This window comes from Streptomyces subrutilus, assembly GCF_008704535.1.
Lineage (GTDB): Bacteria > Actinomycetota > Actinomycetes > Streptomycetales > Streptomycetaceae > Streptomyces > Streptomyces subrutilus.
This window is the reverse complement of the sequence record NZ_CP023701.1, coordinates 7,445,408-7,459,058: the sequence shown is the minus strand read 5'-3', so window position 1 is coordinate 7,459,058 and position 13,651 is coordinate 7,445,408. Positions and strand designations below refer to the sequence as shown.

Below are 13,651 nucleotides of genomic sequence, written 5' to 3'. Positions count from 1 at the left end.
CCGTGGATCCTACCCGCCACACAGATTTTACGTTGGCCGGCCAAGTATTGGGGTACGCTGCATTGCGCAGCCATCGATTGGCCGACCAACTAATTTCTGTGGGGCGAATATGACCAGCGCTTTCGAACCGGTTCACGTCGCCGGCTCCACCCTTGCCAACCGCATCGTCCTGGCCCCGATGACGCGCAGCCGCGCCACCGAGGGCGGCCTCGCGACCGCTCTGGTCGCCGAGTACTACACGCAGCGCGCCACCGCCGGACTGATCGTCACCGAGGGCGTCCAGCCCTCGGTCGTCGGGCAGGGCTACCCCTTCACCCCCGGCCTGCACAGCGCCGAGCAGGTGGCGGCCTGGCGCCAGGTCACGGATTCGGTGCACGCGGCCGGCGGCCGGATCTTCGCGCAGCTCATGCACTCCGGCCGCATAGGCCACCCGTCGCTGCTGCCGGACGGGCTCGTCCCCGTGGCCCCGTCCCCGGTCGCCGCACCCGGACAGCTGTTCGCCGGTGACGGCCTCAAGGACTTCGTGACCCCGCACGAGCTCACCGACGACGAGATCCGCGCGACCATCACCGACTTCGCCCAGGCCGCGCGCAATGCGGTGGAGGCGGGCTTCGACGGCGTCGAGCTGCACGGGGCCAACGGCTACCTGATCCACCAGTTCCTGGCCCCGGCCACGAACCTGCGCACCGACGAATGGGGCGGCCCGACCGAGAACCGCATCCGCTTCGCGGTGGAGACGGTCAAGGCGGTCGCCGCCGCGATCGGCGCCGAGCGCACCGGCCTGCGCGTCTCCCCCGGCAACCCGTACAACGGCATCTCCGAGCCCGACCCGCGACCCGTGTACGAGGCCCTGGTCAAGGAGATCGACGGGCTGGGACTGGCGTACCTGCACGTCACCGAGTTCGGACCGGAGGCCCGCGAGACCACGCTCTCGCTGCGCAAGCGCTTCGACGGCCCGTTCGTCCTGAACCCGGCGACCGAGGGGCCCACGGACCACCGCGCGCTCACGCTCATCGAGGACGGCACCGCCGACCTCCTCGCCTTCGGCGCCCTCTTCCTCGCCAACCCGGACCTGCCGGACCGCCTGCGCACCGAGGGCCCGTACAACACCCCGGACCCGGCCACCTTCTTCGGCGGCGACGCCCGCGGCTACACGGACTACCCGGCGCGCTGAGCGCCGCCCGCCCTCGTCCCGCGCCTCGCACCGGTGTGCGCGACGAGGGCGGGCAGGACCGTGTCCCAGGTCTCGGGCGGCGGCATCCGGTGGCCCATGCCCGGCGGCGGGACCAGGGTCACACCGGGTATCTCGCGGGCCGGCGCCTCGGCCTGGCCGTACGGCAAGAGCGGACCGGCGGTGCCGTGCGGGACGAGCGTGGGCGCGGTGATCCCGCCGAGGCGGTCGCGGACCGGGTCGCCGCCTTCGATCAGCCGGTGGTCGGAGGCCGCGGCCGGGTCGGCACTGCGGTCGACCGCGCTCCCGGCGAGGCGCTGGGCGAGCCAGCCGCCCATGGAGACCCCGACGACGTGGGCGGCCGGGAGGCCGTACGCGTCGGGGACGCCGAGGGCGTCCCCGAGCAGGTCGTCGAACGTGTACCCGGGCGCGCCGATCGGGAAGGCGGCCGAAGCGCCCGTATCGCGGATGCCGTAGGTCCACGTCGACGGCGCGGACCTGGCCGCCCAGGCCTTCGGGGACCCGGCCGCCCCGACGACGGCTGCCGCCACGACTCAGGGTTCGACGTCCGGGGCCGGTGCCTGGCCCTTGGCCGGATCGTGGCGGTCCCGGTCGAGCTCCTGCTGCTTCGCCCAGTCGCGGTAGTCGGCGGCCCCGGCGTACGGAAGGCCCGAATCGCCGTACTTTCCGCGGATGTTGGTGAGGTGGGTGGCCACCGTGCTGCGGGCCATGCCCAGCCGGCGTCCGACCGACTCCTGTTTGATCCCGTCTCCGACCAGGCGCAGCACCTGGCTCTCCGTGGGCGTCAGCCGGGGCTTGTCGGGGCGGTCGTCCTGGGCCAGCCAGAAGGCGTGTTCGGCGGTCGTCGGGAGTTCGCCGCGGTCGAGGGCCCGGATGACGTCGACGAGCTTGCCCAGGTTGCAGGCCCGGCTGGTCAGGTAGGCCGACGCACCCGCCTCGGTGGTCTCGATGATCCACCTCTTCTCCGGCACCACGGTCACGATGACGACCTTGTGGCCGGCCCCGACGAGGGCGCGGACGTTGTCGGCCGGCAGCGTGCCGTTGCCCAGGTTCAGGTCGAGGGTGACGATCCCCGGCGGCGGGTCCGCGGCCAGGAACTCGGCGACCGAGGCGGCCGTGACCAGGACGCGCACGTTGCTCTTGACCTCGAACCACAGGGCCTTGCCCTCCAGGCCCATCAGGTCGTCGTCGATGGCTCCGATGGTGATCAGGGGGTCCATGTCAGCTCCACGGTGGTTCCTTCGCCGGGCGCGCTGTCGATGACGACCTCACCGCCGAGGTCCACGATGCGCTTGATCGAGTACGTGGTGCCGAGCCCCGGTGGCCGGCTCGCCGGGTCGAAGCCGATGCCCTGGTCGATGACGGCGACGCGCGCCCCGCCCCGTCCGTCGGCCGCCGCCGTCACGCAGATCTCGTCCGTCCGCGCGTACTTGACGGCGTTGTTCAGGGCTTCGCGCGCTCCCTTGACGAAGGCTTCCACCACCTCCGGGCCCATGGCCGTCGGCAGGACGTCGATCCTCGTCTCCACGCCGCCGCCGATCAGCTCCTGGGCGGGGTGGTCGCGGATCATGCGGGCCAGCGCGGTGGCGAGTTCCGCGCGGTCCCCGTGCTTGCGGCTCGTGGTCAGCACCCGCAGGTAGTCGGCTTCGCGCTGGGCCAGCCACTGGTTCTTCGCCGCCGGGTAGGTGCCCGCCGCGATCACGTCGAGGGTCACCTGGACGGAGTCGTGGAAGTCCAGGGCCTGTTCCGCCCGTTCTTCCGCCCGGGCGGCCTGGTGCTCGGCCGCGACCGCGCGGGCGGTGGCGGAGTCCGCGTCCTGCGCCGCGTGCAGCAGGAGGCTGCCGGTCAGCCCGGCGACCCCCGCGAAGACGGTCATCATGGTGGTGTTCGAGATGAGTTCCTGACCGCTGGGGGTCGCCAGCGCCGGCCACGCGCCCACCACCCAGGAGGCGACGACGACGGCGACCGCCGGTATCCGGTACCGGCCGCCGTAGATGGCCGCCGTGACGACGACTCCGCACAGCGGCGGGATCACCCAGTTCCCGATCGAGGCCGCGTCGGCCGGCGGGTAGCTCCGGCTCACCACGACCGCGTACAGGACGGCCAGCACCACGTCGGCCGCGATCCAGCGCGGCGACAGCGTACGGCGGCGGATGCCGAGGGTGAACATCACCGCGGCGGAGACCGCGGCCAGCGCGTAGCCGCCGACGATGATGCCGGTGTGGCGCTCGGGAAGCCCCCGGAGCGGCAGGACGACCAGCCCGAGCAGGAACTGGGCACCCCTCAGCGCGGCGAGGGCACGTACGAGCATGCGGCGGGTCCGATCGTGTGCGCTCTCCGGGGGAGCGGCTTGTGGAGCGGTGGGCGGGTTCATGGCTCCACCGTGGCAGCACGGGACGGGGGTGCGGTATCCCCTCTGTGTCCATCCCCTCGCCGTCCATCCCCCCCGTCCATGGCCCCCCGTCCATGGACCCGCGTCCATGGACCCCCAGACGGCTGTCCGGCCGGCCGGGCCGTCCCTAGCGTTGTCGTCGTGGCGCTCCGGCCTTGCGCAGGAGCGCCACGAGGCCCGCGCTCCGAGACAGTCCCCGCGACGAGAAGGACGGATCACCCCTCATGGCCACCACCCCGCCGACGTCCACGCCTCCCGGCCCGAGCCGGACCGTCAAGGTCATGGCCCTCACCATCGCGCTCCTGTGCGGCCTCGTCGCCGCCGTCTCCGCCTTCACCCTCAGCCGCCACCTGGAGGCGACCGGCCTGGAGGCCGTCGCCTACTCCGGGGGTTCGTTCCTCGGCGCGACGGCCCTCGCCCAGGTCGTCCAGGAAAAACTCGGCCTCCTGTGACGGGCCCGGGGCCGGCATCCGCAACGGATGCCGGCCCTTTCGCATGCCCGCAGGCGGCGGCCCGGGGCCGGTCCGTCGTCGCTCAGTCGTGCAGCAGGCGCGCCCAGTCCTCGGGGACCCGGCCGGCCGGCCCGGGTGTCGGCTGGTCGGCCGGGTGCCCGGTCGGCGCAGCCAGTTCGGGTCCGGACTCGTACAGCTCGCCGGTGCCGTAGTCCCAGAACCACTCCTCGTCCGGCTCGAAGCTCTGCACGAGCGGGTGGCCAGCGGACTTCCAGTGGGCGGTGGCGTGTTGGCCGGGAGACGAGTCGCAGCAGCCGATGTGGCCGCACCGGGCGCAGCGCCTGAGGTGGAACCACCAGCCTCCCGACGCGTCGCAGTCGGCGCAGCCGGTGCCGGAGGGCGGGACGCTCGGGTCGATGCCTGCGGTGTCGCTCATGTGGACTCCTCGGTGGTCTCGGTCCCGGGCCCGGCTCCGGAAGGCGGGGCGGGCTCGGACTCCGGGGCGGGCTCGGTTTCCGGGGCGGTCAGGGGCAACAGCACCTGGAAGCGGGTGTCGCCCGGGACGGATTCGACCTGGAGGCTGCCGTGGTGCTTGTTGACGACGATCCGCCAGGAGATGTCCAGGCCGAGGCCGGTGCCCTCGCCGACCGGTTTGGTGGTGAAGAAGGGGTCGAAGATGCGGCTGCGGATGTCCGCCGGAATGCCGGGCCCGGTGTCGCGGAACTCCACCAGCAGCCGGTCCCCCTCCCGCGCCGTGCGGACCGTCAGCGTGCCGTCGCCCCCGGGACCGGCCCCGCCCCCGGTGCTGCCGATGGCGAAGACGGCGTTGTCGATGAGGTTGGTCCACACCTGGTTGAGCTCGGCCGGGTAGGCGGGTACGTCGGGCAGCGTGCGGTCGTAGTCCTTGACCACCCGGACCCCGCGGCCGATCTTCCCGGAGAGCATCAGCAGAGTGCTGTCCAGCAGTTCGTGGACGTCGACGACGCGGTACGAGGCCCGGTCGAGCTGCGAGTACTGTTTGGCCGCGTCCACGAGGTGCGAGATGCGCGTGGTCGAGTCGTCGATCTCGTCCATCAGCAGCTCGGTCTCGACGGTGTAGTTGAGCCAGCCGACCGCTCCCGGCAGGACGTCCTCGGCCACCGTCGCCGCGACCTGCTCCAGCCAGTCGACGTCCAGCCCGCCCTGTACGAAGGTCGGTGCGATGCGCCAGCCTTCCGCGATGCCGTGGTCGTCGAGCCAGTCGGACAGCTCGTCCTCCCGGTCGGCGGCCTCCATCGGCGTCAGCACCGGTGCCTTCGCGACGCGTTCGGCCGTACGCTCCTGGATCTCGATGAGTTCGGCCAGCGCTTCGCGGGAGTAGGGGCCCTGCGTGATGACGGCCAGCTTGTGCCGCATCTTGCCGACCCGTTCGCGCAGCGTCGCCGTGGCCCGTACGGCCGCCGCGGCCGGGTTGTTGAGCTCGTGGGTCAGCCCGGCCGACAACGATCCGAGCGCCAGCAGCCGTTCGCGCTGGCCGATGGCCCGCTGGGTGTTCTTCGACCCGAAGAACAGCCCCTCCAGCAGGTGCGCGGCCATCGGGAACCACTCGTGCATGACGTCCGCGAACGACTGCGCGGGCAGCACGAAGAACCGCGTCGGTTCGGTCACCCGCATCGAGTTGTTGTACGTCTGCGGCACGCGGTCGCCGAGGTACGCCTGCATGGCCCCCGCGTACACCCCGCGCTGCGAGGTCCGGCTCACCTCGACGTCGTCGGCGCCGACCCGCCGGGAGAGCACGACGGTGCCTTCGATCATCACGTAGAAGCAGGTGGCCTCGTCGCCCTCGGCGTACACGGGACCGGGCTCGAACCGCTCCACCCGCCCCTCGGCGCAGAGCCTGCCGAGCTGCTCCGGGGACAGCTCCTCGAACAGGAACAGCGAGGCGATCTCCTGCGGGCTGCAGGGCATGACCCGGCCGCTCACGACTGCTCCAGGTACCGGTGGACGAGCATCACGGCCATGGCTCCTTCTCCGACGGCGGACGCGACGCGCTTCGCGGACTCCGCGCGCGCGTCGCCCGCGACGAACACGCCGGGAACGTTGGTCTCCAGGTGGTAGGGCGGCCGGTCCAGCTCCCAGTCGGCCGGGGGCCGTCCGTCCGGTGTGAGGTCCGGCCCGGCCAGGATGAAGCCGCGCTCGTCGCGCAGCACCGTCCCGTCGAGCCATTCGGTCAGCGGGGCGGCGCCGATGAAGACGAACATCCACTGCGCGTCGACGAGTTCGGTCGCACCGCCCTCCACGTCCCGCAGCGTGAGCTGCTCCAGGTGCCCGTCCCCGTGCGCGGCCTCGACGACGGTGCGGGTCCGCACCGTGATGTTCGGCGTCTCCTCGATCTGCTGGATCAGGTAGTACGACATCGATGCCGTCAGGGACGCTCCGCGCACCAGCAGCGTGACCGATTTGGCGCTGCGCGCCAGGTACATCGCCGCCTGTCCGGCGGAGTTGGCGCCGCCGACGATGTACACGTCCTGCCCCTGGCAGGAGGACGCCTCGGTGAGCGCGGAGCCGTAGTAGACCCCGCAGCCGGTCAGGTCGTCGCAGCCGGGCGCCTGGAGCTGCCGGTACGTCACGCCGGTCGCCAGGATCACGCTGTGCGCGGCGACCGTGGAGCCGTCGGAGAAGCGGACGACGCGCGCCGCGCCGTTGGCCTCCAGCCCCGTGACCTCGCGGGTGGTGAGGATCTCCGCGCCGAACCGGCCGGCCTGGCGGCGGGCGCGCTCCGTGAGCTGGGCGCCCGACACGCCGTCCGGGAAGCCGAGGTAGTTCTCGATGCGGGAGCTCTGCCCGGCCTGCCCGCCGGTGGCCGACCGCTCGACCAGCACGGTCCGCAGCCCCTCGGAGGCCCCGTACACGGCCGAACCGAGCCCGGCCGGGCCGCCGCCGATCACGACGAGGTCGTAGAAGTCCGCCGCCGGCGTCGTGGCGAGCCCGACGTGGGCCGCCAGGTCGGACGCCTCCGGCTCGATCAGTACGGCTCCCTCCGGAGTGATCACCAGCGGCAACCGCTGCCCGTCGGCCCCGGCCGCTTCGAGCAGCCGCCGCCCTTCGGGTTCGTCGGAGGAGTACCAGCGGTACGGCACCTGGTTGCGGGCCAGGAACTCGCGCAGGTTCGACGAGCGCGCCGACCAGCGGTGTCCGACGACCTTGGTGGTGGGCACCGGCCGGTAGTCGTTGGCGCGCCAGGCGGCGAGGAGGTCGTCCAGGACCGGGTAGAGCTTCTCCTCGGGCGGGTCCCACGGCTTGAGGAGGTAGTGGTCGAGGTCGACGACGTTGATCGCGTCGATGGCCGCGTTGGTGTCGGCGTACGCGGTCAGCAGCACGCGCCGCGCCCCCGGGTAGACGCTCAGGGCCTGTTCGAGGAACTCGATGCCGTTCATCTGCGGCATGCGGTAGTCGGCCAGGATCACGGCCACCAGGTCACCCCGCAGCTTCAGCTCGCGCAGCGCCTCCAGTGCGGACGCGCCGGACTCGGCCCGCACGATCCGGTACGTCGCACCGTAGCGTCTGCGCAGGTCACGGGCGACGGCGCGGGAGACCCCCGGATCGTCGTCCACGGTCAGGATGACGGTCCGAGCGCTGTCGGCGACCTCTGCCATGTCTCTCCCACCCCGAGCGGCCTGGGCTGGCAGGCGGCGCGGCGGGCCGTCCGTGCCGGTTCCCGCCCATCGTATGTTCGTATCCCCGCCTTCGCCCCGGGAGCCGGGAGGCGTGCACTACGGGTACACGGCGGGGCCGGCACGGTTCGGGGTCCACACGGTTCGGGGCGCACTCGGTTCGGGGCGGGCGTTCCCGCTCCGGACCGGGCGGGCGGCGCCGGGTCGGCGCGCGGGGTCAGCTCGCGGGGAACGCGGCGCGCTTGAGCAGCCGGGCGAGGTGTGCGGTGTTGGCCGCGAGGGTGGCCGTGGTGGACCGCGTCGCGTCCGGCGTCTTGTCGAGGTCCTGGTAGTCGGTCCCCTGCATCGCCTCGCCGACCCAGTAGGTGACCGCGCCCGGCGCGAGGGAGAAGCCGACGTCGTTGAGGCCCTGGAAGAGGTCGGCGCTGACCTTGTGCGCACCGTCCTCGTTGCCCACGACGCAGACACCGGCGACCTTGCCGTACGTGAGCAGCCGGCCCTCGTCGTCGGTCTCGGAGATCTCGGCGTCCAGACGTTCCAGGACCCGCTGGGCGATGCTGGAGGCGTGGCCGAGCCAGATCGGCGTGGACAGGATCAGGATGTCCGCACCCAGGATCACCTGCCGGATCTCCGGCCAGGCGTCGCCGTCGCCCATGTCCGCCTCCACGCCCGGCTTGACGTCGTGGTCCGCGACGCGGATCACCTTCCCGGTCACGCCGTGCTCGGCGAGGGCGGCCATGGCCTGTTCGGCCAGCAGCTGGGAGCTGGACGGCTTCGGGGAGGGCGACAGCGTGCAGACGAGGGCGACGGCGCGCAGCGGAGTGGTCTCGTTGGTATCCATACCGCCCGGCTACCCGGCCCCGTGCCCGACTACCGCCCCGGCACGAAAGATCCACCCGGCCGGTGCTCCGGCCCGGCCGCCGGCCGCGCGCCCTGGGGCGGGCCTACGCCCCGCCCCCCGTGGCCCGTGCGTACCAGTCGACGATCCGGTCCGTGAGCACCCCGATCGAGTGGTTGATCCTGGTGCGGACACCGTCGGGGCCCAGGAACACGGCCTTGTAGGGCCACGGCCCCTCCATGTGGACCACGTGCTCCTCCGTGTCGTCGGTCAGTATGGCCGCGCGCCCGCCGTCCAGCGTGACGACCCAGTGGACGCCGCCGTCCTCCACGTCGTGGAACACCTCGATCCGGTCCCTGTCGACGCCCCCCTCCAGCAGCGCGTTCAGCACGCCGTAGCGATGGACGACGTCGCGGGAGGCCCCGGTCCCCCGCCCCTTCACCCTCTCCGCGGCCGGCGGCACCTGCGCCGGCCGGTCCGCACCCGGTTTCGGGTCCGGGTCCGCACCCGGTTTCGGGTCCGGGTCCGGCTGGTCGGCCGTGGCTCCCGTTCGTGTGTGCACGGGCCCTCCCTCGTGGCTGCTGTACCGGCCCACCACCCTGCCGTACGCCGCGCCGGGCCGGTACTCCCCCGCGCCCCGTCCGGCCGTCCCGCCCGGCCCGGTCCCGCGCCGCGGATTGGCCGGCACCCGGCGGGGCAGGCGCGGGGCCACGGGGCCGGGCCGACGGACCGGCTCCGCCCGCGCGACCGGGAACGCCTGCCCGCACGACCTCCGGCGGGGAGTCCATCGCTGATCCACCCACGAGGAGACCACCGATGCCACGCGAGACCCACGAAGACCGGTCGGGGGCGGCCCGCCCCGACGCGTACCGGAGGGCGGCCGACTACGTCGCCGCGGCCCTGATCTACCTGCGGGAGAACGTGCTGCTCACGGAGCCGCTGCGCCCCGAGCACCTCAAGCCGCGCCTGCTCGGCCACTGGGGCACCTGCCCGGGCATCACCCAGGTGTACTCCGCCCTCGACCAGCTGGTCCGGGAACGGGACGCGGACGTCCTGCTGGTGACGGGCCCCGGGCACGGCGCACCGGCCGTCCACGCCAACCTGTGGCTCGAAGGCACCCACGCCGCCTACGACCCCGCCCTGAGCCGGGACGCGGAGGGACTGCGCGAACTGAGCCGTCGCTACTGCGCTCCGGACGGCTTCCCCAGCCACCTCTCGCCGGCCGTGCCGGGCACCCTCCACGAGGGCGGGGAGCTCGGGTACGCCCTGGCCACGGCCTTCGGAGCGGCGCTGGACGCACCGGGCCGGGTGGTGGCCTGCATCGTCGGCGACGGCGAGGCCGAGACCGGTCCGACCGCAGGGGCCTGGCACTCCCCCAAGCACCTCGACCCGGAGACCGGCGGCGCCGTCCTGCCCTTCCTGCACCTCAACGGGTACAAGATCTCTTCCCCCAGTCTGTTCGCGACGATGTCCGACACCGAACTGACCCACCTCTTCCGCGGCTACGGCTGGGATCCGCGGATCGTCGACGTCACCCCCGACGGCGCGGGCGGCCCCGACCGTCCCGACCGCGGCGACCGCGGCGACCGCTCCGAACTGGCCGATGCCGTCGCCGACGCCCACACCGCGATCACCGCGATCCAGCGGCAGGCCCGCTCCGCCGAGGCCCCCGACCCGCGTCCCGCGTGGCCGATGATCGTGCTGCGCAGCCTCAAGGGCCAGGGCGCGCCCGCCGAGGTGCAGGGCACCCGCATCGAGGGGACGTTCCACGCCCACCAGGTGCCCCTGCCGGACGTCCACGAGGACCCGGAGCAGCTGCGCGCCCTCGAAGCGTGGCTGCGCTCGTACCGCCCCGAGGAGCTCTTCGACGAGGAGGGCCGGCCCGTCCCCGAGGTGGCCTCGCACTGCCCCGAGGGGGACCGGCGCATCGGCATGCAGCCAGCGGCCGACGGGGGCCGGCTGCGCACGCCCCTCGACCTGCCCCCGCTCGCGCCCCACGCCGTCGACCTCGGCGAGGGGCGGGGCCGCACCACGGCCGGCCCCAACGAGGTCCTCGCCTCGTGGTTGACGGAGGTCGTGCGCCGCAGCGCCGAGCGCCGGGACTTCCGTATCGTCTCGCCCGACGAACTCGCGTCGAACAAGCTGGACGCCGTCCTCGCGGCCACGGACCGCGCCGGCACCTGGCCCGTAGACGGGTACGCCGAGCACCTGTCCCGCGACGGCCGCGTGATGGAGGTCCTCTCCGAGCACAACTGCCAGGGCTGGCTCCAGGGGTACCTGCAGAGCGGCCGGCACGGCCTGTTCCCCACCTACGAGGCGTTCGCCTCCGTCGTGGACAGCATGGTCAACCAGTACGCGAAGTGGCTGAAGACGTCCCGGGAGGTCCCGTGGCGCGCCCCCGTCAGCAGCCTCACGTACCTGCTGACGAGCGAGGGCTGGCGCCAGGAGCACAACGGCTACAGCCACCAGGGACCGGGGTTCATCAACAACCTGATCACCAAGAAGAGCACGGTGACCGGCGTCTACCTGCCCCCGGACGCCAACACCCTGCTGGTCACGATGGAGCGCCTCCTCGACGAGACCGGCAAGGTCAACGTCGTCGTGTCGGGCAAGCACGAGGCCGCCCAGTGGCTCGGCCTGGACGAGGCCCGCGCCCACTGCGCGGCCGGGGCGTCCGTCTGGGACTGGGCGTCCCACGGCGAACCGGCCGCGCCCGAACTCGTCCTGGCCTGCGCGGGCGGCATCCCCACCGTCGAGACCCTGGCCGCCGCCCGGCTGCTGCGCGAGGACCTGCCGGAGGCCGCGATCCGGGTCGTCAACATCGTGGACCTGTGCGCGCTCGCCCCCGCCGACCGGCACCCGAACGGCATGGCCGACGGCCGTTTCCACGCCCTGTTCGGCACGGACCTCCCCGTCGTCCTCGACTTCCACGGCTATCCCTCGGCCGTGCACCAGCTGTTGCACGGGCGGCCGCGACCCGACCGCTTCCACGTCCGCGGCTACGTCGAGGAAGGCACCACGACCACCCCGTACGACCTCCTCGCCGCCAACGGCACCTCGCGCCACGACCTCGCGATCACCGCGCTGGCCCACCTGGAGGACCGCCACCCGAAGGCACGGGCGCTCGCCGAACGCCACGCCGCCCACCGCGACGCGCTCCGGGCGGAGCTGCGTCGCACGGGCGTCGACCCGGCGGAGATCACGGACTGGCGCTGGAGCGCCTGACGGCGGCGGGGGGCCGGCTGCGGGGGCCGTGCGGGTGCGTCCGTACGGGCCCCCGCGCCGGCCGGCGCGGCGGGCTGACACCGGCGATCGCCACCCGGTGCGGTACCAGTGGGACGGGCCGGCGGACGGCGGCCCCCGTACCCCGAGGAGACCGTCACCCGTGTCGCGACGACGAGCAGACGCCCCGACCCTGCACCCCCGGCACGAGCGGCGCGGCGAGGCCCGGCTGCCCGCCGTGATCGTGACGCTGATCGCCATCGCCCTCTACCTGGCGCTGCCGCAGCAGCTGCTGATCGGCCCCCGCTTCGTGCTGCCCGCGCTGGAGGTGCTCCTCCTGGTGCCGCTGATCGCGATCAATCCGCGGCGGCTGACCCGGCAGACGAGGACCTTCCGCGTCCTGTCGCTGACGCTCGTCCTGCTCATCGCGGCCAGCAACCTGGCGGCCCTCGGCATCCTCGTCGACGAGCTGTTGAACGCCCGGGCCGCCGACGGGCACGCGCTCCTCGTGGCGGCCCTCCAGGTCTGGCTCACCAGTGTCATCGCCTTCGGCCTGGCCTATTGGGAGCTCGACCGCGGCGGCCCGGTCAGCCGCACCCAACTCCCGCGCGCCGAGCTGCCGCTGGCCGACTTCAGGTTCTCCCAGGACGAGAACGACGACGCGGTCGGCGAGGTCTCCGACGGCGCGAGCGGCACGTCCGACTGGATCCCCACCCTCCCGGACTACCTCTACGTCTCGATCACCAACTCCACCGCCTTCAGCCCGACCGACACGATGCCACTCTCCACGCGCGCCAAGCTGCTGATGGCCGTCCAGAGCGTGTCCGCGCTGCTGACCTCGCTCCTCGTCATCGCCCGCGCCGTCAGCATCCTGCACTGACCGGGTGCGGCGGCTCCGGACGGGTCACGCGTGCGCGGCGATGATTTCCGACCGGCCGGCCGGTCGTTAGGGGGAGGAAAAGGAGATCCGCCATGCCCGCACGACAGCCCTCCCGGCAGCCCACGACCGCACTCGACACCCGCTACAGCTCCGCGCTCCGCCCGCTCCCCGGTGCCGCCGACGTCACCGCCACCGAGTGGACCGAGGCCCAGCGGCAGCTGGAAGCCGCCGAGATCTTCTGGGTGTCCACCGTACGGCCCGACGGCCGGGTGCACGTGACGCCCCTGATCGCCGCCTGGCACGAGGGGACGCTGTACTTCTCCACCGGCCCGGACGAACAGAAGGCGAAGAACCTCGCCCACGACGGGCACTGCGCCCTGACCACCGGCGGGAACTCGCTCACCGAAGGGCTCGACCTCGTGGTCGAGGGCACCGCGCGCCCGGTGACGGACCCGTCCGTCGTGGAGGAGGTGATCGCCGCGTACGAGGCGAAGTACGGGGCGCACATCACGTCGCCCGAGGGCACCTTCCACGGCATCGGGGACGCGTTCCGCACGGGCGCCGCCGTGGTGTTCGCGCTCTCCCCGGCCACGGCGTACGGCTTCGGCCGGGACAACGGGGTCTACACCCACACGCGGTGGTCGTTCTGAACCACGGGGCCGAGATCGGGGCCGCGCGCACTGGCGGGGGTGACCCGGGAGCGCCGCGAGGCCGGGGCGGCGCGCTCGGGCGGGGTCGGGCGGCGCGGGCGCGATCCTCGGGGTGCTGGAGCGACCGGTGAGCCGCACCCTGGACACATGACCGGAGACGGACCCCACGTTGTCGTCCGACCGCCCGACGAGCACGGCGGGCGCCGCGTCCACGTCGACGGGCGCAGCGTCGGCATCGCCCTCGGCCCCGCCGACGTCCTCGAATTCCTCCGTCGGGCGGGCATCGACCCCGACGAGGCCGCCCCGTACGGCGAAGGCCTCATCGACTGGCAGGGCGGCGGCCCCGCCGAATGGGGCCGGCCCTAGGCCGTC

General features: G+C 73.2%; 14 protein-coding genes. 6 read left to right on the top strand and 8 right to left on the bottom strand.

Features of this window, described 5'->3' with window-relative positions:
* The first annotated feature begins 109 nt into the window (after positions 1–109).
* On the top strand, positions 110–1,174 hold the full coding sequence (locus CP968_RS33170) for an alkene reductase (protein WP_150521488.1): 1,065 nt from the start codon (positions 110–112) through the stop codon (positions 1,172–1,174).
* On the opposite strand, the gene CP968_RS33165 is transcribed toward CP968_RS33170, so the two are convergent.
* Genes CP968_RS33165 through CP968_RS33155 form a run of 3 tightly spaced genes read right to left on the bottom strand, consistent with a single transcriptional unit; the run spans position 1,159 to position 3,503 of the window.
* Positions 1,159–1,722, bottom strand: coding sequence for an alpha/beta fold hydrolase (locus CP968_RS33165; RefSeq protein WP_189828974.1), 564 nt, complete (start codon positions 1,720–1,722; stop codon positions 1,159–1,161). The genes CP968_RS33170 and CP968_RS33165 overlap by 16 nt on opposite strands.
* A 3-nt stretch (positions 1,723–1,725) precedes the next feature.
* Positions 1,726–2,412 (bottom strand): DNA-binding response regulator, encoded by a 687-nt coding sequence (locus tag CP968_RS33160; protein WP_150521487.1) that lies wholly within the window; start codon positions 2,410–2,412, stop codon positions 1,726–1,728.
* Positions 2,400–3,503 (bottom strand): sensor histidine kinase, encoded by a 1,104-nt coding sequence (locus tag CP968_RS33155; RefSeq protein WP_167536905.1) that lies wholly within the window; start codon positions 3,501–3,503, stop codon positions 2,400–2,402. The genes CP968_RS33160 and CP968_RS33155 overlap by 13 nt, the downstream gene beginning before the upstream one ends.
* A 305-nt stretch (positions 3,504–3,808) precedes the next feature.
* On the opposite strand from CP968_RS33155, the gene CP968_RS33150 reads away from it, so the two are divergent.
* Positions 3,809–4,036: a hypothetical protein gene (locus CP968_RS33150; protein WP_150521485.1), complete on the top strand. Its 228-nt coding sequence runs from the start codon at positions 3,809–3,811 to the stop codon at positions 4,034–4,036.
* An 82-nt stretch (positions 4,037–4,118) separates the two neighbouring features.
* Here the strand turns inward: CP968_RS33150 and CP968_RS33145 are convergent, their stop codons facing one another.
* From CP968_RS33145 to CP968_RS33125, 5 genes are all read right to left on the bottom strand, one after another.
* Positions 4,119–4,472, bottom strand: a complete 354-nt coding sequence (locus tag CP968_RS33145) for a UBP-type zinc finger domain-containing protein (RefSeq protein WP_150521484.1) — start codon at positions 4,470–4,472, stop codon at positions 4,119–4,121.
* Entirely contained in the window at positions 4,469–5,998 is a 1,530-nt protein-coding gene (locus CP968_RS33140) for an ATP-binding protein (protein ID WP_150521483.1), read from the bottom strand. The genes CP968_RS33145 and CP968_RS33140 overlap by 4 nt, the downstream gene beginning before the upstream one ends.
* Positions 5,995–7,671 (bottom strand): NAD(P)/FAD-dependent oxidoreductase, encoded by a 1,677-nt coding sequence (locus CP968_RS33135; RefSeq protein WP_150521482.1) that lies wholly within the window; start codon positions 7,669–7,671, stop codon positions 5,995–5,997. Before CP968_RS33135 ends, CP968_RS33140 begins: the two co-directional genes overlap by 4 nt.
* Before the next feature lie 235 nt (positions 7,672–7,906).
* Positions 7,907–8,530 (bottom strand): flavodoxin family protein, encoded by a 624-nt coding sequence (locus CP968_RS33130; RefSeq protein ID WP_150521481.1) that lies wholly within the window; start codon positions 8,528–8,530, stop codon positions 7,907–7,909.
* 103 nt (positions 8,531–8,633) lie between these two features.
* Positions 8,634–9,089, bottom strand: a complete 456-nt coding sequence (locus CP968_RS33125; protein WP_150521480.1) for a hypothetical protein — start codon at positions 9,087–9,089, stop codon at positions 8,634–8,636.
* Positions 9,090–9,343: 254 nt separating this feature from the next.
* Here CP968_RS33125 and CP968_RS33120 point away from each other — a divergent pair, with 254 nt between their 5' ends.
* The 4 genes from CP968_RS33120 (at position 9,344) to CP968_RS33105 (ending at position 13,645) form a co-directional block, all read left to right on the top strand.
* Positions 9,344–11,752, top strand: a complete 2,409-nt coding sequence (locus CP968_RS33120; protein WP_150521479.1) for a phosphoketolase family protein — start codon at positions 9,344–9,346, stop codon at positions 11,750–11,752.
* 160 nt (positions 11,753–11,912) lie between these two features.
* Entirely contained in the window at positions 11,913–12,629 is a 717-nt protein-coding gene (locus CP968_RS33115; RefSeq protein WP_150521478.1) for a hypothetical protein, read from the top strand.
* Between the two features lie 92 nt (positions 12,630–12,721).
* Positions 12,722–13,279: a pyridoxamine 5'-phosphate oxidase family protein gene (locus tag CP968_RS33110; RefSeq protein ID WP_150521477.1), complete on the top strand. Its 558-nt coding sequence runs from the start codon at positions 12,722–12,724 to the stop codon at positions 13,277–13,279.
* Positions 13,280–13,426: 147 nt separating this feature from the next.
* Complete coding sequence (locus CP968_RS33105; RefSeq protein ID WP_150521476.1) at positions 13,427–13,645, top strand: hypothetical protein; 219 nt, start codon at positions 13,427–13,429, stop codon at positions 13,643–13,645.
* Positions 13,646–13,651 lie beyond the last annotated feature (6 nt).